Origin of the sequence: Stutzerimonas tarimensis (assembly GCF_042648805.1) — a bacterium.
Taxonomy (GTDB): Bacteria; Pseudomonadota; Gammaproteobacteria; order Pseudomonadales; family Pseudomonadaceae; genus Azomonas; species Azomonas tarimensis.
In genome coordinates, this window is sequence record NZ_JBHRXZ010000024.1 from 314,939 (window position 1) to 331,317 (window position 16,379).

Here is a 16,379-nt window from a genome sequence, read left to right on the forward strand (position 1 = left end):
GCGGGCGCCGGCCCATGCGCCACTCTCCCGCACCAGGGCAGATCATTCAGCCAGGCGGAAGGTAATGAAGCTGGCCTGACCCTGCCGCAGCACACGCATGGATATCGACTGATTGGTCGGCAGCTGCTCCGCTTTCTGGGTGAAATCCCGCGCCGTGGAAATCGGCTCATTGTTCAGGTGGGTGATCACATCCCCCTGCCGCAGGCCGATACCCGCCGCGGGGCCGCCTGTGATCTGAGTGATGGATACGCCCCCCTGGATACCCAGTTCAGCCTGCTGCTCGGCGCCAAGCTCGATGACCCTGAGGCCCAGGCGCCGACTGGTCTGTTCGCCGGCCGGCCGCCCTGGCGCGACGGCCTGACCCGGCTCCTGCTCGGGCAGCGCGCCAACCTCTACGCTCAGGCGCTGACGCTCCCCTCCCCTGACCACTTCCAGCCGGGCTTCACTGCCAGGCTTGAGTACGCCGATCAGATGCGGCAAGTCGCCGGACATGATCACCGGTGCGTCATTCACGCTGAGGATCACATCACCGACCTGCAGCCCCCCGTGAGCCGCCGGGGTCTCGGCAATGACCTGCGCCACCAGGGCACCTGCGGGCCGATCGAGACCGAAGGATTCAGCCAGATCGCGATTGACCTCCTGGATCACCACGCCGAGCCATCCCCGAGTCACCCGCCCCTCGGCACGCAACTGGTCGGCCACGTCCATCGCGACATCGATGGGAATCGCGAACGATAGGCCCATGAAGCCACCCGAACGGGTAAAGATCTGCGAATTGATCCCTACCACTTCCCCTTCGAGATTGAACAGTGGCCCGCCGGAGTTACCCGGATTGATGGCGACGTCGGTCTGGATGAAAGGTACGTAGCTCTCGTTGGGCAGGCTGCGCCCCGTCGCGCTGACGATGCCCGCCGTCACCGTGTGGTCAAAGCCGAACGGCGAGCCGATCGCCAATACCCATTCGCCCGCCCTGAGCGATCTGGACTGACCAAGCCTGACGCTTGGCAGCCCCTCGCCCTGAATCTTCAGCAGCGCCACATCAGTACGGGGATCGGCACCTACAAGTTCGGCAACCAGCTCGCTGCGATCGGCCATGCGCACGATGATCTCGTCGGCCCCGGCGACGACATGATTGTTGGTCAGCACATAGCCGTCTGCAGAGATGATGAAGCCAGAACCAAGCGACTGCGCTTCAGGCCGCTGCCCGGGGGCTCCGGGCCCGCCGGGCGCACCCGGAAAGCCTGGAATGTTGCGCTCAAAGAACTCACGAAAGATCGGCGGCAGACCTTCGAGCTCGGGCAGTGCCGGGATCCCGGAACTGCGCGCCGCCGCCTGCGGAGCCTGTCGGGTACTGATGTTCACTACCGCCGGGGAGGCCTGTTCGACCAGGGAGGCGAAGTCCGGCAGGCCAGCAGGCGCTGCCGATGACAGGCTGGAGAAACCCAGAAAAGTCACGAACGTGAGGTTGCGAATTGCTGCAAGGATCATGAAGACGCCTCCACGGCCGGGTGGGAGGGGGAACTATTGCCCGCCGGACTGGCCGGCGATGGAGGTATGCAGCACGACGGGCTGCGCACCGGGATCCTGCGCGATGCGGGCGCCCTGCCAGCGGACCAACAGCCAGGACAAGGCGAAACCGACCAGTCCGGCCGCCACGACCAGAGGTTCGGCCAAGCCCAGCGCCGAAGACCCTGTGGCCGCGCCGAGCAGCACGAGCAGCGGAACCATGTATACCCACAACGCGCCGCGCAACATTGCCTGCTCTGCGATGCCTATCACCACCGAATCGCCCACTTCGAGTGGCTCCCGGCAAAGCGCCCGGATCACACCTCGCCGCTGGCGCACACCCAGCCTGTCCATCAGACCCTGGCCACAGCCATGGCGCGCCGAGCAACCGGAACAGGTGCTCTTGCGCAGGGTTTCAACCCAGACGGCGCCCGACTCGACCGCGATTACCCGTCCCTGCTCTTCGATCATGGCTCCCTTCCCTGCGTCGGACGCATGGACAAGGCGATACGTTCGGCGGTGCCCATGGGGATTTCGCCCACGACCGTCACCATGACCTCGCGACCGCCGACACTGATGCGTTTGGACATGGCGGCGGTTGCCCCCACCTGGGTACGTTCGTCGGGAACAAGCGCCTCCAGAGATTCGAGATAAACCGAAAATCGAGCCAGCCCATCTTCATAGATCAGCCAGTCCACCTGCTTGTCGGAGACCGGACTCGCACGCTCGCCGGAGGCCACCAGGCGAAAGCCCGGCGGCACCCAGTCGGAACGCCAGGCACTGGTGGCTGGCGGTTGTGAGATCGTGGGCGCCATGGGGGAGCAGTCAGGGCCCGCTTCGAGCTTCGAAGCTTCAAACGAATCGGTACTGAACGCGGTAAACTGGAAGCGCTCCAGCAACTGGTTCTTTTCGTTGAGCAACAGGGCCTTCAGCGGCAGCGCAGTCTGCTGATCCAGATGCAGCTCCAGCCCGTAGCGGTGCTGGTCACGTGGCAGCACCGCAAAGGCGACCGCCGGACGTCCCGCCACCCGGGACTCGCCTATCTGGCGCAGCTCATAGCCTTCTTTCACGGTTTCAGGGCTGAAGTGAGGGCTCTGCCAGCCTTTGCTCGTGGCGATCTGCGCGGCAAGCTCGTCACTGGCACACTCGACTCGACCGTCCACACGCACTACTTCGGCCGGACGCCCATCCAGCGACAGGAAGCGTTCACGCACCACGCCCTGCCGAGCCTGATGCCAGACGGCATGGCTGGACAGGCTGGCACTGAGGCCGTACACGAAAGTGCCGGAAAAGTCCGTCTGCTGTTCGGCCTGGGCCAGGCGCTGCAGCCAGACATCCGTATCAGCAGAAAAGGCCGGCATCGATAGCCAGCCTCCCAAGGCAAACAACAGTGGAGCTACGCGCATGCGATTCCTAGACTAATGCCGCAACCGGCATGGACGGCGTCCGATGCCGTCTGAAGCAGCTACCCATAAAGACGAAGAGCGCAGCGTAGCATCCGCATGCCCGGGGATAAAACCGCAGCTCCGTCTTTAGCAACGATCAGCGAGCATCCATACCGGTCGTCTGAGCCGGCGGGGTCGCCCCCTCGGCGTCGCCAAAGGCAGCTTGCTGTGCATGCTGACGCAGATAAGACGGCAAGCGCTGCTCCTGCCAGCTCTCGGCCCGGGCCGCTTCCGAACCGGGCTGAGCCTGCGCATCACCTGACTTGTCGCTGAAGCCGGCGAGTACTGCTGGGCTCTGAACGTTCTGCGGCGCGCTTAGCACCGGCTGCGCAGGCTGTACCGGCTGAGCCGCCAGCTCGGGGCCTGCCACGTCAGTCTGGTTGTACAGCCGCACACCCGCCAGCACCGCCACGGTTACCGATGCAGCGACCGCGATGCGTCCGAGACCGCGCAGACCAGAGCGTCGCGCCGGGACCGGCGCAGCCGCCGGGGCCGGAACCTCATCTGCTGCAATGGCAGCCGAGACCGCCGAGGCGATGTCCAGGCGTGGGTCGATCAACTCCTTGTGCATGGCGGCACGGGCGATCTGATAACGCGACCAAGTCGCGTCTACTTCGTCAGCGTCTGCGCCAGCGGCGAGTACACGACGCAACTCCAACTCGTCCGCTTCGTTATCCATCACCGCGGACAGCGATTCATGCAGGGCTTCACGACTCATGGCGGTTCCTCTCTTAAACTAACGCCGCTGTCACTCAGGAATCATGCAACAAGGGTTGCAGTGCTTTATCTATGGCTTCCCGGGCCCGGAAGATCCGGGAGCGGACAGTACCAACTGGACATTGCATGACGCTCGCGATGTCCTCGTAACTCAGACCATCGAATTCGCGTAACGTTAGCGCCGTACGCAAATCTTCCGGTAGTTGCTGAATGGTCCGATGAACAGTGCCTTCGATTTCATCCCGCAACAGGGACCGCTCGGGCGACTCGATATCCTTGAGTGCGTGATCGCCCTCATAGAATTCCGCGTCCTCTGAGCTGACATCGTTATCCGGGGGCCGTCTGCCACGAGCCACCAGATGATTCTTCGCCGTATTGATGGCGATGCGGTACAGCCAGGTATAAAACGCGCTGTCCCCGCGAAAATTGGCTAGCGCCCGATAAGCCTTGATAAAGGCTTCCTGGGCCACATCCTGAGCCTCATGCGAATCGTGCACGAAACGCACGATCAGACCGAGAATCTTGTGCTGGTACTTCATCACTAGAAGGTCGAAAGCGCGCTTGTCGCCGCGCTGCACTCGCTCGACCAGCTGCTGGTCCTGCTCCTGGGTCAGCATGAACACTCCTCATAGAAACCCAAGGGGTATCGCTTTTGCCAGTAAGCCAGCTTGCCCCAATAGACCAGTGTCTTGTGCAAAAGTTCTCCCCCTAACCGCATGCACGGCAGAACCTGACGAGAGGTCAGCCGCTGTGCCGGATCAAACGTGACCATCGAATGAAAACCCTCTCCTTGGCACCTCCCCCCGTCCCTGAACCACTCGTGTAACCTCCTAATGACCGGGCGCGAGAGGAATTAGTTCCGCGGGAAATGAAAAATATCGGCTTGATTGCATCTGAGCATAAGCGGACGCGGTCGCAAGCTACTCCTGCGCGTGGAATCAGCCCCTTTGGTGAGTGACGTTCGCTGGTAAGATTCCGCCGCGAACGAGTCGCAGTGTAGCGTTTGATGGCATTACGCTAGGAAAAGTGCCGCACAATCAACCAGCCCGAGCGGCTGGTGCAGTGAGAAGACCATGAGCAAACATTACAGTCACGATGTCCTCGTCATCGGCAGCGGCGCGGCCGGCTTGACCCTTGCCCTGAATCTTCCCGAACAGCTGCGCGTGGCTGTACTGAGCAAAGGCGAGCTTTCCAACGGCTCCACCTACTGGGCTCAGGGCGGCGTGGCGGCAGTACTTGACGACACCGACACCATAGAGGCGCACGTCGCCGACACCCTCGCTGCCGGTGGCGGCCTCTGCCGGGACGACGCGGTTCGCTTCACCGTCGAACACAGTCGGGAGGCGATTCAGTGGTTGATCGACCAGGGCGTGCCCTTCACCCGGGACGAAACACCCGTACCGGAGGGGCACTTCGCTTTTCACCTGACCCGTGAGGGGGGGCACAGCCACCGCCGCATCATCCATGCCGCCGACGCCACCGGCGCTGCCATCTTCGACACTCTGCTGGCCCAGGCACAGCAACGCGCCAACATCGAACTGCTTGAACAGCGGGTCGCGGTGGATCTGATCACCGAGCGCAAGCTCGGCGAACCAGGCGACCGCTGCCTGGGCGCTTATGTACTCGATCGCAGCAGCGGCGAGGTCGATACCTTCCAGGCGCGCTTCGTCGTTCTTGCCACCGGAGGGGCCGCCAAGGTCTACCTCTACACCAGCAACCCCGATGGCGCTTGCGGCGACGGCATCGCCATGGCCTGGCGTGCCGGTTGCCGGGTCGCCAATCTGGAATTCAACCAGTTTCACCCGACCTGCCTGTATCACCCCGAGGCAAAGAGCTTTCTCATCACCGAGGCCATCAGAGGCGAAGGCGGCCTGCTCAAGCTGCCCGGCGGGGAACGCTTCATGCCGCGCTTCGACAGCCGAGAGGAACTGGCACCACGAGATATCGTCGCCCGCGCCATCGACCATGAGATGAAGCGTCTCGGCATCGACTGCGTCTATCTCGATATCAGCCACAAGCCGGCTGACTTCATTCGCAACCACTTTCCCACTGTCTACGAGCGTTGCCTGACCTACGGCATCGACATCACCCGCGAGGCGATCCCCGTCGTCCCCGCGGCCCACTATACCTGCGGCGGCGTGGTCGTCGACCGAGCGGGCCAGACCGATGTCCCGGGCCTTTACGCCATTGGCGAGACCAGTTTCACCGGCCTTCACGGCGCCAACCGCATGGCCAGCAATTCCCTCCTGGAATGCTTCGTCTACGCACGCGCAGCGGCTCTCGACATCGTCTCGCAGTTGGAGGTGGTGTCGCTGCGGGCCGACCTGCCCCAGTGGGACGCCAGCCAGGTCACCGATTCCGACGAAGACGTGATCATTGCTCACAACTGGGACGAGCTGCGACGCTTCATGTGGGACTACGTGGGTATCGTACGCACCAGCAAGCGCCTGATGCGCGCCAGGCACCGGGTGCGCCTGCTGCTGAGCGAAATCGAGGAGTTCTACAGCAACTACCGGGTTTCACGGGACCTGATCGAACTGCGCAACCTCGCACTGGTGGCCGACCTGATGATCCGCTCGGCCATGCAGCGCAAGGAAAGCCGCGGCCTGCACTACACCCTCGACTATCCGAGGCCCTTGCCGGTGGCCTTCGATACTATTCTGGTGCCGCCCAGCGCCGGCGACTGAACTTGAGGCGCACCCGCAGCCGGCGGTGCTCGTCGACGGGCATCGCATCGCGCGCAATGCACAGGCCTCGAGCGAACCACTGGCCAGGCAGGCGGTAACGAAGAATCACCGCCACCGGTAAAGCCAAGCTGTCACGCCGCAGCTGTACGGGCTGCCAGCCCCGTTCCAGGCTGAACAATTGCCAAGTGCCGTCGTCTTGGCGCAGGCCCGACCAGGCGCTGCGGTGGCTGAGCAGAATCCGCCGCGGCAGCGTCCAGGCGGCATGGGCGAGGCAAAGCGATATCAGCCCGCCCTTGAACAACACCGGAACCGCCGAGATCATCACCGCTGCGCCTGCCAGCAGCAGCGCCAGCAGGTAGCCAGCCAGCAGCAGGCGCGAAGCCTGCCAGTGGCACTCGAAGGGGACGCTACGGCTGGACACGATCCAGGATCATGCGGACCATGCGGTAATGATCGGGATCTTCCGGCACTTCCCGCTCCATGAACCAGCCAAACATGTCCTGATCCTCGCAACTCAGCAGCTTGCGGAAACGGGCCTGGTCTTCCTCCTCGAGTGTGCTGTACACCTCCTTCACAAAGGGCACCAGCAGAACATCCAGCTCCAGCATGCCGCGACGGCTGTGCCAGAAAAGACGGTTGAGTTCGGTTTGATCGACCATGCGGGGGACTCCTTCGTGGGGCTCGCATTATAGCGATGCCGCAGTCATCGGCACATGCCGGCTCGCTTTGCCGAATGGCCTTGCTATCATGCCGGCTTTCGACACGCCCAGGCCAACGACCATGACCGATGAAGCCTACTATTGCGCACTCTCGCACGAGGGTGTGCTTGCCGTCCGCGGCGCCGATGCCGACTCTTTTCTGCAAGGGCAGCTGACCTGCAACCTGAAGTACCTGAGCGACGGACGCTCCAGTCTGGGCGCTCGCTGCACGCCGAAAGGGCGAATGCAATCGAGCTTTCGCATACTGACCGAGAATGCCGGCTACCTGCTCGCCCTGTCAGCGGATCTGCTCGCCTCGCAGTTGGCCGACCTTTCAAGATATGCCGTGTTTTCCAAGTCGAAGCTCACGGACGAAAGCGATCACTGGCTGCGCTTCGGCCTGAACAAGGGCGACGCTCTGCTCGACAGCCTGGGCCTGGCCCTGCCGCCCGAGGCCAATGCGGTGGCGCGTCATGAAGGCATGATGGCGGTTCGCCTGCCGGATGGGCGCGCCGAACTCTGGGTGCCTTCCGCCCAGAGTGCGACGCTGCGTGCCGCCTTGGCCAATGCGCTGCCAGAAGCCCCGCTGAATCAGTGGCTGTTGGCCCAGATACGCGCCGGCATTGGCCAGGTTTTCGGTTCCACCCGGGAAATGTTCATTCCGCAGATGATCAACCTGCAGGCCGTTGACGGGGTCAGCTTCAAGAAGGGCTGCTATACGGGGCAGGAGATCGTTGCCCGCATGCAGTTTCTAGGCAAACTCAAGCGTCGCATGTACCGCCTCGAAGGCCAGGGCGGAGAATTGCCAGCCCCGGGCGTCGAGCTGTTCTCTCCCGTGCACCGCACCAGCGTCGGTGAAGTAGTTCTCGCTGCAAATGCCGAACACAGCACAGAACTGCTCGCTGTGCTGCTGGAAGATGCGGTGGCGGACGGCCGGATCCTGCTGGGCTCGCCTGACGGTTTTCCGCTTACCCTGCTGGATCTCCCCTATACCCTGGATGCCCAGCGCGAAACCCAACGCTGAAGCCCGCGGCTCACCTGGCCGGTCCATTGCCGCCACCTTAGTCGGTCGCACCTAGCCACTTCGGCTCCGCAACACCGAACACCGAACACCAGGACGGGCACTGCCCTTATCAAGGAAACACGAATGAGCTCCCTCGCCGACCAAATCCTTCATGACCTGAGCCGGGCGATCGACAACGACGAACTGGTGTTGCCCACGCTGCCTGAAGTTGCCTTGCGCGTGCGCGAAGCGGCCGAAGACCCGAACATCAGCGTTCCCGCGCTGAGCAAGGTGATCGGCGAGGACACTGCCCTCACCGCTCGGATCATCAAGGTGGTCAACAGTCCGCTGCTGCGCACCAGTCGGGAAATCAACGATCTGCAGATGGCTGTCAGCCGCCTGGGCATCAACTACACCGCCAACCTTGCCACCGGACTGGCCATGGAGCAGATGTTCCAGGCGACCACCGACGTGGTCGACCGCAAGATGCGCGAGATCTGGAATCGCAGCATCGAGGTGGCGGCGGTCAGCCATGTGCTGTGCCGCCACTATACTCGTCTGATGCCCGACCAGGCGACCCTGGCCGGACTGGTTCACCAGATCGGGGTCCTGCCGATCCTTACCTATGCAGAGGAATACGGTCCGCTACTCGCGGACTCGATCAGCCTGGACCACGTGATCGACAAGATACATCCCCGCATCGGCGAGAAGATCCTGCGGACCTGGCAATTCCCCGAACTGTTGGCGAAGGTTCCAGGTGAATACACAAACTTCACCCGCGATTCGGCGAAAGTCGACTATGTCGACATCGTGCAGGTCGCCGCCCTGCAAAGCTATACCGGAAGTAACCACCCCTATACGCAGCTGGACTGGACGCGAATCCCCGCCTTCGCCAAGCTCGGCCTCGACCCTGAAACCCTGACCGATCAGGATGAAGACCTCTCCGCAGCCATGGACGCCGCGATGAGCATGCTGCAATAACCTTCTCGGGCGGCCGCTCTGCCGCCCCTCTCCCAGCCAGGCGACCGTTCGCCGGACGCCCGGAACCACCCCTCGCGGCTCCAGTCCGAAAAATACGGCCTCATGCCGTAACCGCATACCTCCGGCAATCGCTTTGCGGCGGGTATCGCGAACCTTCGCTGACTATAAGGAGAACATCCCATGACTCGCTTATCCAAAGCATGCCTATCTGGAGCCACCGCCCTGCTTTTCGGTGTTTTCTCCAGCCTGGCCCTGGCGGCCGACCGCGAGGATTTCGTCAACGAGGCATCCGCCAAGGCGCTGGCTGAAATCGAATCGGCGCAACTGGCCCTGGAGACCAGTCAGTCCGAAGACATTCGCGAATTTGCCCAGATGATGATTGACGACCACACCAAGAGCCGTGAAAAGCTTGCCGAGCTTGCCGCTGGCGATGACGATCTCGAGCTGGCTGACAATGCCACCCTCATGGATCGGGCCAAGGTAATGATCCTGGAGCTGCGCGACGGCGAAAGCTTCGACCAGGCTTACGCCAACAATCAGGTCAATGCACACGAGCAAACGCTCGAGCTGTACCGCGAATATGCTCGCGAAGGCGAGCACGAAGAGCTTAGCACCTATGCCGAAGGCGAGCTTTCGACGCTGGAAGAGCACTTGGAAAAGGCACGCGAACTGCAGAACAAGTACGCCAACCAGTAACCTCGATTCATGAAAAAGGGCGACCAAGGTCGCCCTTTTTGCTGCCTCGAGATCACCCTCGCGGCCGCTTCAGGCAAGCGACCAATCGATGGGCTCACCGCCATGCTGGACAATGAATTGATTGGCGCGACTGAAGTGCCCGTTGCCGAGAAACCCCCGATGTGCCGACAGCGGCGATGGATGTGCCGACTTCAGCAGCAGATGGCGGGTCGGATCGATCAGCTTGGCCTTGCCCTGGGCGTGCGCGCCCCACAGCATGAACACCAGGCTAGGCCGATGCGCCGAGACCACTTCGATGACCCGGTCCGTGAAGCGCTGCCAGCCGATCTTCGCGTGTGAACCCGCCTGCCCCTGCTCCACTGTGAGCGAGGTATTCAATAGCAACACGCCCTGCTCGGCCCAGCGCTGCAGGCAACCATGCGCCGGCGGATCAAGGTTAAGGTCGCGCTTGAGTTCCTTGTAGATATTCACCAGCGAAGGGGGCACCGGCACGCCTGGAAGTACCGAGAAACACAAGCCATGGGCTTGCCCCGCGCCGTGATAGGGATCCTGGCCAATGATCACGACCTTGACCTGGTCGAGGGGCGTCGAGTTCAGCGCATTGAAGATCTGCGGACCCGGTGGGAAGATGATTTTGCCTGCGGCCTTTTCCTTGCGCAGGAACTCGCCCACCGCCTTCATATAGGGCTGCTCGAATTCCTCCGCCAGGGCAGCCTTCCAGCCCGGTTCGAGTTTGATACGGTCGCTCTGGCTCATGCGCACTCCCCGTGGATGGCGGTACCCTAGGAAAGCGGTCGCAGAATGTCAATTTCACGCTCCGGTTTAGACCAATAGCCAATGCGCCTGGAATCGACCCTATAGTAGAAGAGTGACGAATAAAAACAGCCTGGATGTCCCGTGGCCGTTCACCGGGGCTCCTCGCGTACTTCACAAGGGACTCTCGATGAAAAGGATTGTGTCGTTGCTGGCGCTTTGCGTCGGTATTCAATTCTGCGCCCAGGCGGCCGAACCCATCACGCTGGGCATGAACTATCCGCGCACCGGAACCTACAAGGAAGAAGGCCTTGATCAGATGCGTGGCGCCTTGCTCGCTGTGGAAGAAATCAACGCCCGCGGCGGCGTGCTGGGCCGGCCGCTGCGTATCTCCAGCTACAACAGTGCCTCGCGGGTCGAGAAGGCCATCGAAAACGTGGACAAGCTGGCGACCGAAGGCGCCGCGATGATCTTCGGCGGCGCATCCAGTGCCGTCGCCATTGCTGGCGGCAAGCGCGCCCGCGAGCACGGCCTCTTGTACTTCGGCACCCTGACTTACTCCAACGACACCACGGGAAAGGACGGCCACCGCTACATGTTCCGCGAGAGCAACAATGCCTGGATGAGCGCCAGGGTGCTCGGAGCCTATCTCAACGAACACTTTCCAAGACGCAACTACTTCTACATCACCTCGGACTACACCTGGGGCCATACCAGCGAAAGCTCATTACGGCATGTCACCGGCACCAAGGATACCGAGCGGCATCCCGGCGTGAGAACGCCATTCCCCGACGCTCGCATGGCAGATTACCGCCAGGCACTGGAAGCCGCCGCCGAGAGCGACGCCCAGGTTCTGGTGCTGGTCCTGTTCGGCAACGACCTGGTCCGAGCCATGCGCCTCGCTGACGACATGGGCCTGACACGGCGAATGCAAGTCGCCGTGCCCAACCTGACCAAGAACATGGTCGAACAGGCAGGGCCCGTGATCATGCAGGGCGTGCTCGGCACCGAGCCCTGGACCTGGCGGGTGCCGGAGCTGGAAGGTTCCGAACGCGGCGTAGCTTTCGTCGAGGCCTACGGAAACCGCTACCAGACCCACCCCTCCAGCTCCGCCGCCTCGGCCTACAGCATCGTGCACCAGTGGAGCGAAGCCGTGATCCGTGCCAACAGCATGAAGAGCGAGGCGGTGATCCGCGCCCTGGAAGATCATCGCTACAGCCTGCTCAAGGATGAACAGCAATGGCGTGCCTTCGACCATCAGAACCTGCAGACCGTCTATGCTGTTAGGGTGAAGTCACGGCTCGAGGTGCTCGAGGATCGCTTCAACCAAGATTATTTCGAAATCGTCCACCGACTGGGCGCCGAGCAGGCCGCGCAGAACCACGCCGACTGGCAGGCAGAACGAGTCGCCGCCGGTCAGCCGCCTACCCTGCACTGACGCCTGCCTGGTCACGCCTGGCGCTGGGCCATCCGGCGCCAGGCATGCTCAGCTGTAGAGAGTCTCCGTCATGACCAAGGCAATCGAACCCTACAAATCCGGCGTCTTCGACCTGACGCACAAGCTCACCGTGGAGAAGCACGGCCACACCGCCCTCATCACCATCAATCAACCACCGGCGAACACCTGGGATCGTGAATCGCTGATCGGACTGAAGCAGATCGTCGATCATCTCAACCACGACGACGAGGTGTACGCCCTTGTGATCACCGGCCAGGGCGACAGCTTCTTCAGCGCCGGGGCCGATCTCCATCTCTTTGCCGACGCAGATCACAACCGCGCACGAGAGATGGCCAGGCGCTTCGGAGACGCCTTCGAAGCACTGCGCGACTTCAGGGGCGTATCCATCGCCGCGATCAACGGCTATGCGCTGGGCGGCGGACTCGAATGCGCCCTCGCCTGTGATATCCGCATCGCCGAACGACACGCCCAGTTGGGCCTGCCCGAAGCGTCGGTGGGCCTCCTGCCGTGTGCGGGCGGTACCCAGGCGCTGACCTGGCGGGTCGGCGAAGGATGGGCCAAGCGAATGATTCTCTGCGGCGAACGGCTCGACGCGGAAACCGCACTACGCATCGGACTGGTCGAGCAGGTGGTGGACTCTGGTGACTCTCGCGGTCACGCCTTGCTCATGGCGAGCCGCGTCGCCCGGCAGAGCCCCGTTGCCGTCAGGGCAATCAAACCCCTGATCGACGCGGTTCGCCGACGCGGCCCCGACACCCTCGGCGCAGCCGAACGGGAAGCCTTCGTCAGTCTTTTCGATGCGGAGGATACCCGTGAGGGTGTCAGTGCCTTTATTGAAAAACGGGAGCCCGCATGGCGCAACCGTTGAGCCAAGCGGCTCACCCTACCCTTGAAGCCCCTGAGCCCACTTCCTCTTCTGCCACCTCGAGCCGGAACCCTGAATGAACGTCATCTTCGAAGAACGTCTTGGCCATCACGGCGCTCGCCTCGGCATCGCCACGCTGGACAGCGAAAAGACTCTGAATGCCCTGAACCTGCCCATGGCGGAAATGCTTTCGCAACGGTTCGAACAATGGGCGCAGGACCCGTCCATTACCTGCGTCATGCTGCGCGGCAATGGCACCAAGGCATTCTGCGCCGGTGGCGAGGTTCGTAGCCTGAGCGAGGCTTGCCGCAGCCATCCTGGCGAAGTGCCGACGCTGGCGGCGCACTTCTTCGAGCGCGAATATCGCCTCGTTCACCAGTTGCGCCATTTCCCCAAGCCCCTGCTCACCTGGGGGCACGGCTATGTGCTCGGCGGCGGCATGGGATTGCTGCAGAGCGGCTCGATCCGTGTCGTCACCCCCAGCAGCCGCCTCGCCATGCCCGAGATCAGCATCGGACTCTACCCTGACGTGGGCGCGACCTGGTTCCTGTCGCGACTGCCGGGGAAGCTAGGCCTGTTTCTGGGCCTGACCGCCACCCAGGTCAATGCCAGAGACGCGCTGGATCTGAGCCTCGCCGACCGGCTGCTGCGAGACGACCAGCAGCCGGAGCTGATCGAGGGTCTGCTCCAGCTCAACTGGTCGCAGCAACCAGAACTGCAGCTCAACAGCCTGCTGCGTATGCTGGAGGAATCGGCCAGAGCGCAGGCACCCGAGCCGCAGATGCTGCCACGCCGCGCCCGCATCGACGAACTGCTGGACGTGGCCGATCTGCCAGGTGCCTGGCATGCCCTCGTCGCCCTGCGCGATGACCCCGACGCCCTGCTGGCACGCGCGGCCCAGAACCTGGCGAGCGGCTCGCCACTGACTGCGCATCTAATCTGGGAGCAACTGCAGCGAGGACGCTATCTTTCCCTGACCGAGGCACTGATGCTGGAATACAGTCTAAGCATCAACTGCTGCCGCCATCCCGAATTTGCCGAAGGCGTCCGTGCGCGCCTTATCGATCGTGACAACCAGCCCGCCTGGCACTGGCCAGACGTGGACAGCGTACCCGGAGCCGTGGTCCAGGCGCACTTCGAGCCAGCCTGGGCCGGCCCTCATCCGATGGCCGACCTCAGTGCTCAGTTGCGGTAGAAGCGGTAGGACGGATTGCTCGGATACGAGGGCGGATAATAATAGACACCGGGTGGCGGAGCCTGCCGGTAACCGTGTCGTGACGGCGGGGCGTAACCCTGGTCTCGGCGTGGTTTCAAGCGGGCTGGCGGAACATTCTGGCGCGGCATCATCTGCCGGTGCGGATCACGCGAGATCCCCGGATTCTGGCGGGGCACCTGATAGGGTTGATAGCGCGGGGGGTGCTGTGGAAGCATCTCCCGACGCGGCGCCGGGTGTTGCGAGTAGGGGCTACGGGGGTCGTACTGGTAGGCCAGCACCGCTCCCGTGCCTGGCCCCGCGCCGTCTCCTGGCAACCAGCCCGCCAACACAGGCGTGCTGAACAGCAACGCCACGCCCAAACCGAGAATACCCGCGTTCATGAGCCACCTCCGCCAATCATGGCCTGTCGCTTCATAAGACCACAACGACCTGATCCATAAGGACAGCGCCGCCACCGGATGCATTACAGTGTATGTCACCGACCCGGATTCCAGCCGATGCCCATGTCCTCAAGAGACCACCTGTGCCCCGCCTGCGGCGAGCCCAATCGCTGCGGCTTGGTCGAAGCGAGCGACACCAGTACCTCTACATGCTGGTGCTTCTCCGTGGTTATCGACCAGGCCCTTCTCGATCGACTGCCGCCCGCCAGCCGAAACCGGACCTGCCTCTGCCAGGCCTGCGCAATGGCCGGAACGCCAGTTGCCTCGGTGGACTCGAAAAATACCTGACCACCGGCTTCAACAAAACGCCCCGATCTGGTAAAAAGTCACCCACGCGGGCGTCGTATAATGGCATTACCTGAGCTTCCCAAGCTCATGACGAGGGTTCGATTCCCTTCGCCCGCTCCAGATAAAACGCGATAAGGCCCTGTTTTTACAGGGCTTTTTCGTTCCCGGCTTTTGATGGTGTCGAAGAAGTGTCGAAAAGGCCCAGCCGCGAAGGCTGAAATCAGACGGTCGACAGTGCCTGGATGACGTGTTTCGGATCGTTATGGATGGCCTGGATCTCCTTCAGCCTCGAGCGATTAGCCGCTTCGTCAACCACGCGAGAGCGGTTAACATGGAGCATGACTTACGACTGCCCGATCATCTCGCTCGATCACACCCGGTTACTCGATTCCCTCGCGGCCACCGATAACCTGCTGGTCATTCAGGACCTCGATGGCGTTTGCATGGGGCTCGTCAAGGACCCGCTGACCCGTGTCATCGACCGCCGCTACGTTGAGGCCGCGCAACGTCTGGTGGGTCATTTCTACGTGCTGACCAATGGCGAGCACATTGGCAGCCGAGGCGTGAACGGAATCGTCGAAAAGGCTTTCGAAACACCCGGGCAGCCAGCCGAACAGGGATTTTACCTGCCGGGGCTGGCAGCCGGCGGCGTTCAGTTGCAGGATCGCCACGGCCAGGTTTCCCATCCCGGGGTCACCGATGAGGAGCTGGCCTTTCTCCAGGCAATCCCCGCGAAAGCCGAGGCCTTCCTGCAGGACTTGCTGGCCGCTGCGCCCTACGGCCTGAGCGAAGACGAGGCTGCTCCGCTGGTGGCTTCCAGCGTTCTCGACAACCTGGTCTCGCCTACTCTCAACCTCAACAACCTGCACCAGCGATTTATCGATCAGCCCGACCTGTATCCGACGCTGCAACAGGCTGCCCAGCGGTTCATGGAACAGCTCGAGCGAGAGGCTGCGGAAGCCGGCCTGACCGATGCCTTTTTCATTCACTACGCGCCCAACCTGGGACATGACGAACAGGGCCGCGAACGGGTCAAGAGCGCCGAAGGCACCAGCGCCGGCACCACGGACTTCCAGTTCATGCTCAAGGGCGCGGTCAAGGAGGTTGGCGTACTGGTGATTCTCAATCACTACTACTTCCAGCGCACCGGCCACTACCCTCTCGGCGAACATTTCAATGCTCGCCAGGCGCCGCGCGACCCCGAGGCACTGCTGCAACTGGCACGCGACACGTTCGATCCTGTACACATGCCCTGCATCGTCGGTGTCGGCGACACCGTCACCTCCTATGCAAATGAGCAAAATGGCCAGACCCAATGGCTGCGCGGTGGCAGCGACCGCGGTTTCCTGACGCTGGTGCAGGCGCTTGGCAAGGCCTTTGGCAGCGACAACCGGGTGCTCTACATCGACAGCAGCGCGGGAGAAGTCCGCCGCCCCGGCGTGGACGCCGCCCTCCTGCAGCGCCATGCCGACGACCCGGCGCAGCCGCCATGGGCCGCGCTGAAAGGCATCAGCGATGCCGAAGATCCGCTGAAAGTCGACGTCATCTTCTGCGGTGGGCACCGACAGTACGTCGAGTTTTTCTGCGCGCTTGCAGAACGCTTCGCCTGCCGACAGGCCTGACGT

The 16,379-nt window shown here is 62.7% G+C and carries 18 protein-coding genes and 1 tRNA gene; 10 read left to right on the top strand and 9 right to left on the bottom strand.

The window, feature by feature from the left end; translation table 11 throughout:
- Positions 1–42: 42 nt before the first annotated feature.
- The 5 genes from ACFOMF_RS15330 to rpoE all read right to left on the bottom strand — a co-directional run bounded on the left by ACFOMF_RS15330 (position 43) and on the right by rpoE (position 4,285).
- Complete coding sequence (locus ACFOMF_RS15330; RefSeq protein ID WP_386366445.1) at positions 43–1,488, bottom strand: DegQ family serine endoprotease; 1,446 nt, start codon at positions 1,486–1,488, stop codon at positions 43–45.
- A gap of 33 nt (positions 1,489–1,521) precedes the next feature.
- Positions 1,522–1,977 carry a SoxR reducing system RseC family protein gene (locus tag ACFOMF_RS15335; RefSeq protein ID WP_386366447.1) on the bottom strand — a complete coding sequence of 152 codons (456 nt, stop codon included), beginning with the start codon at positions 1,975–1,977 and terminating at the stop codon, positions 1,522–1,524.
- On the bottom strand, positions 1,974–2,912 hold the full coding sequence (locus tag ACFOMF_RS15340) for a MucB/RseB C-terminal domain-containing protein (protein ID WP_386366449.1): 939 nt from the start codon (positions 2,910–2,912) through the stop codon (positions 1,974–1,976). Before ACFOMF_RS15340 ends, ACFOMF_RS15335 begins: the two co-directional genes overlap by 4 nt.
- A 136-nt stretch (positions 2,913–3,048) precedes the next feature.
- On the bottom strand, positions 3,049–3,669 hold the full coding sequence (locus ACFOMF_RS15345; protein WP_386366451.1) for an RseA family anti-sigma factor: 621 nt from the start codon (positions 3,667–3,669) through the stop codon (positions 3,049–3,051).
- Between the two features lie 34 nt (positions 3,670–3,703).
- A complete protein-coding gene (gene rpoE, locus ACFOMF_RS15350; protein ID WP_386366453.1) occupies positions 3,704–4,285 on the bottom strand; it encodes an RNA polymerase sigma factor RpoE in 582 nt (193 codons plus the stop codon).
- Positions 4,286–4,741: 456 nt separating this feature from the next.
- Here rpoE and nadB point away from each other — a divergent pair, with 456 nt between their 5' ends.
- Positions 4,742–6,355, top strand: coding sequence for an L-aspartate oxidase (gene nadB / locus ACFOMF_RS15355; RefSeq protein WP_386366456.1), 1,614 nt, complete (start codon positions 4,742–4,744; stop codon positions 6,353–6,355).
- Here the strand turns inward: nadB and ACFOMF_RS15360 are convergent.
- The gene (locus tag ACFOMF_RS15360; RefSeq protein WP_386366457.1) at positions 6,324–6,776 is read right to left on the bottom strand and encodes a protein YgfX; all 453 of its coding nucleotides are present in this window, start codon (positions 6,774–6,776) and stop codon (positions 6,324–6,326) included. The two genes, nadB and ACFOMF_RS15360, sit on opposite strands and share 32 nt — an antisense overlap.
- Positions 6,763–7,014 carry an FAD assembly factor SdhE gene (locus tag ACFOMF_RS15365; protein ID WP_386366459.1) on the bottom strand — a complete coding sequence of 84 codons (252 nt, stop codon included), beginning with the start codon at positions 7,012–7,014 and terminating at the stop codon, positions 6,763–6,765. Before ACFOMF_RS15365 ends, ACFOMF_RS15360 begins: the two co-directional genes overlap by 14 nt.
- A gap of 121 nt (positions 7,015–7,135) precedes the next feature.
- On the opposite strand from ACFOMF_RS15365, the gene ygfZ reads away from it, so the two are divergent.
- The 3 genes from ygfZ (at position 7,136) to ACFOMF_RS15380 (ending at position 9,733) form a co-directional block, all read left to right on the top strand.
- Positions 7,136–8,077, top strand: coding sequence for a CAF17-like 4Fe-4S cluster assembly/insertion protein YgfZ (gene ygfZ, locus ACFOMF_RS15370; RefSeq protein ID WP_386366461.1), 942 nt, complete (start codon positions 7,136–7,138; stop codon positions 8,075–8,077).
- A gap of 123 nt (positions 8,078–8,200) precedes the next feature.
- Positions 8,201–9,037 carry an HDOD domain-containing protein gene (locus ACFOMF_RS15375; protein ID WP_386366463.1) on the top strand — a complete coding sequence of 279 codons (837 nt, stop codon included), beginning with the start codon at positions 8,201–8,203 and terminating at the stop codon, positions 9,035–9,037.
- Positions 9,038–9,217: 180 nt separating this feature from the next.
- Entirely contained in the window at positions 9,218–9,733 is a 516-nt protein-coding gene (locus ACFOMF_RS15380; protein ID WP_386366464.1) for a DUF4142 domain-containing protein, read from the top strand.
- A gap of 69 nt (positions 9,734–9,802) precedes the next feature.
- Here the strand turns inward: ACFOMF_RS15380 and ung are convergent, their stop codons facing one another.
- Positions 9,803–10,489, bottom strand: coding sequence for a uracil-DNA glycosylase (gene ung, locus ACFOMF_RS15385; RefSeq protein ID WP_386366467.1), 687 nt, complete (start codon positions 10,487–10,489; stop codon positions 9,803–9,805).
- Positions 10,490–10,676: 187 nt separating this feature from the next.
- On the opposite strand from ung, the gene ACFOMF_RS15390 reads away from it, so the two are divergent.
- From ACFOMF_RS15390 to ACFOMF_RS15400, 3 genes are all read left to right on the top strand, one after another.
- Positions 10,677–11,924 carry an ABC transporter substrate-binding protein gene (locus ACFOMF_RS15390; protein ID WP_386366469.1) on the top strand — a complete coding sequence of 416 codons (1,248 nt, stop codon included), beginning with the start codon at positions 10,677–10,679 and terminating at the stop codon, positions 11,922–11,924.
- Positions 11,925–11,994: 70 nt separating this feature from the next.
- Positions 11,995–12,813 carry an enoyl-CoA hydratase gene (locus ACFOMF_RS15395; protein WP_386366472.1) on the top strand — a complete coding sequence of 273 codons (819 nt, stop codon included), beginning with the start codon at positions 11,995–11,997 and terminating at the stop codon, positions 12,811–12,813.
- 73 nt (positions 12,814–12,886) lie between these two features.
- Positions 12,887–14,005 carry an enoyl-CoA hydratase/isomerase family protein gene (locus tag ACFOMF_RS15400; RefSeq protein WP_386366474.1) on the top strand — a complete coding sequence of 373 codons (1,119 nt, stop codon included), beginning with the start codon at positions 12,887–12,889 and terminating at the stop codon, positions 14,003–14,005.
- Here the strand turns inward: ACFOMF_RS15400 and ACFOMF_RS15405 are convergent.
- Positions 13,993–14,406: a hypothetical protein gene (locus ACFOMF_RS15405; RefSeq protein WP_386366476.1), complete on the bottom strand. Its 414-nt coding sequence runs from the start codon at positions 14,404–14,406 to the stop codon at positions 13,993–13,995. The two genes, ACFOMF_RS15400 and ACFOMF_RS15405, sit on opposite strands and share 13 nt — an antisense overlap.
- A 123-nt stretch (positions 14,407–14,529) precedes the next feature.
- Between ACFOMF_RS15405 and ACFOMF_RS15410 the strand changes: the two genes are divergently transcribed.
- The 3 genes from ACFOMF_RS15410 (at position 14,530) to stpA (ending at position 16,376) form a co-directional block, all read left to right on the top strand.
- Positions 14,530–14,754 (top strand): cysteine-rich CWC family protein, encoded by a 225-nt coding sequence (locus tag ACFOMF_RS15410; protein WP_386366478.1) that lies wholly within the window; start codon positions 14,530–14,532, stop codon positions 14,752–14,754.
- A 46-nt stretch (positions 14,755–14,800) separates the two neighbouring features.
- Positions 14,801–14,874 (top strand) — tRNA-Gly (locus ACFOMF_RS15415).
- Positions 14,875–15,092: 218 nt separating this feature from the next.
- Positions 15,093–16,376 (top strand): glucosylglycerol 3-phosphatase, encoded by a 1,284-nt coding sequence (gene stpA / locus ACFOMF_RS15420; protein ID WP_386366480.1) that lies wholly within the window; start codon positions 15,093–15,095, stop codon positions 16,374–16,376.
- Positions 16,377–16,379: the final 3 nt, after the last annotated feature.

Bases quoted from the DNA above. Each gene is read 5' to 3' on its own strand.
- ACFOMF_RS15405 (WP_386366476.1), bottom strand. From the start codon at position 14,406: ATGAACGCGGGTATTCTCGGTTTGGGCGTGGCGTTGCTGTTCAGCACG.
- ACFOMF_RS15410 (WP_386366478.1), top strand. From the start codon at position 14,530: ATGTCCTCAAGAGACCACCTGTGCCCCGCCTGCGGCGAGCCCAATCGC.
- ACFOMF_RS15380 (WP_386366464.1), top strand. From the start codon at position 9,218: ATGACTCGCTTATCCAAAGCATGCCTATCTGGAGCCACCGCCCTGCTT.
- ACFOMF_RS15330 (WP_386366445.1), bottom strand. From the start codon at position 1,488: ATGATCCTTGCAGCAATTCGCAACCTCACGTTCGTGACTTTTCTGGGT.
- ung (WP_386366467.1), bottom strand. From the start codon at position 10,489: ATGAGCCAGAGCGACCGTATCAAACTCGAACCGGGCTGGAAGGCTGCC.
- ACFOMF_RS15365 (WP_386366459.1), bottom strand. From the start codon at position 7,014: ATGGTCGATCAAACCGAACTCAACCGTCTTTTCTGGCACAGCCGTCGC.
- ygfZ (WP_386366461.1), top strand. From the start codon at position 7,136: ATGACCGATGAAGCCTACTATTGCGCACTCTCGCACGAGGGTGTGCTT.
- ACFOMF_RS15345 (WP_386366451.1), bottom strand. From the start codon at position 3,669: ATGAGTCGTGAAGCCCTGCATGAATCGCTGTCCGCGGTGATGGATAAC.
- ACFOMF_RS15340 (WP_386366449.1), bottom strand. From the start codon at position 2,912: ATGCGCGTAGCTCCACTGTTGTTTGCCTTGGGAGGCTGGCTATCGATG.
- ACFOMF_RS15395 (WP_386366472.1), top strand. From the start codon at position 11,995: ATGACCAAGGCAATCGAACCCTACAAATCCGGCGTCTTCGACCTGACG.
- ACFOMF_RS15390 (WP_386366469.1), top strand. From the start codon at position 10,677: ATGAAAAGGATTGTGTCGTTGCTGGCGCTTTGCGTCGGTATTCAATTC.
- ACFOMF_RS15400 (WP_386366474.1), top strand. From the start codon at position 12,887: ATGAACGTCATCTTCGAAGAACGTCTTGGCCATCACGGCGCTCGCCTC.
- ACFOMF_RS15335 (WP_386366447.1), bottom strand. From the start codon at position 1,977: ATGATCGAAGAGCAGGGACGGGTAATCGCGGTCGAGTCGGGCGCCGTC.
- nadB (WP_386366456.1), top strand. From the start codon at position 4,742: ATGAGCAAACATTACAGTCACGATGTCCTCGTCATCGGCAGCGGCGCG.
- ACFOMF_RS15375 (WP_386366463.1), top strand. From the start codon at position 8,201: ATGAGCTCCCTCGCCGACCAAATCCTTCATGACCTGAGCCGGGCGATC.
- stpA (WP_386366480.1), top strand. From the start codon at position 15,093: ATGACTTACGACTGCCCGATCATCTCGCTCGATCACACCCGGTTACTC.
- rpoE (WP_386366453.1), bottom strand. From the start codon at position 4,285: ATGCTGACCCAGGAGCAGGACCAGCAGCTGGTCGAGCGAGTGCAGCGC.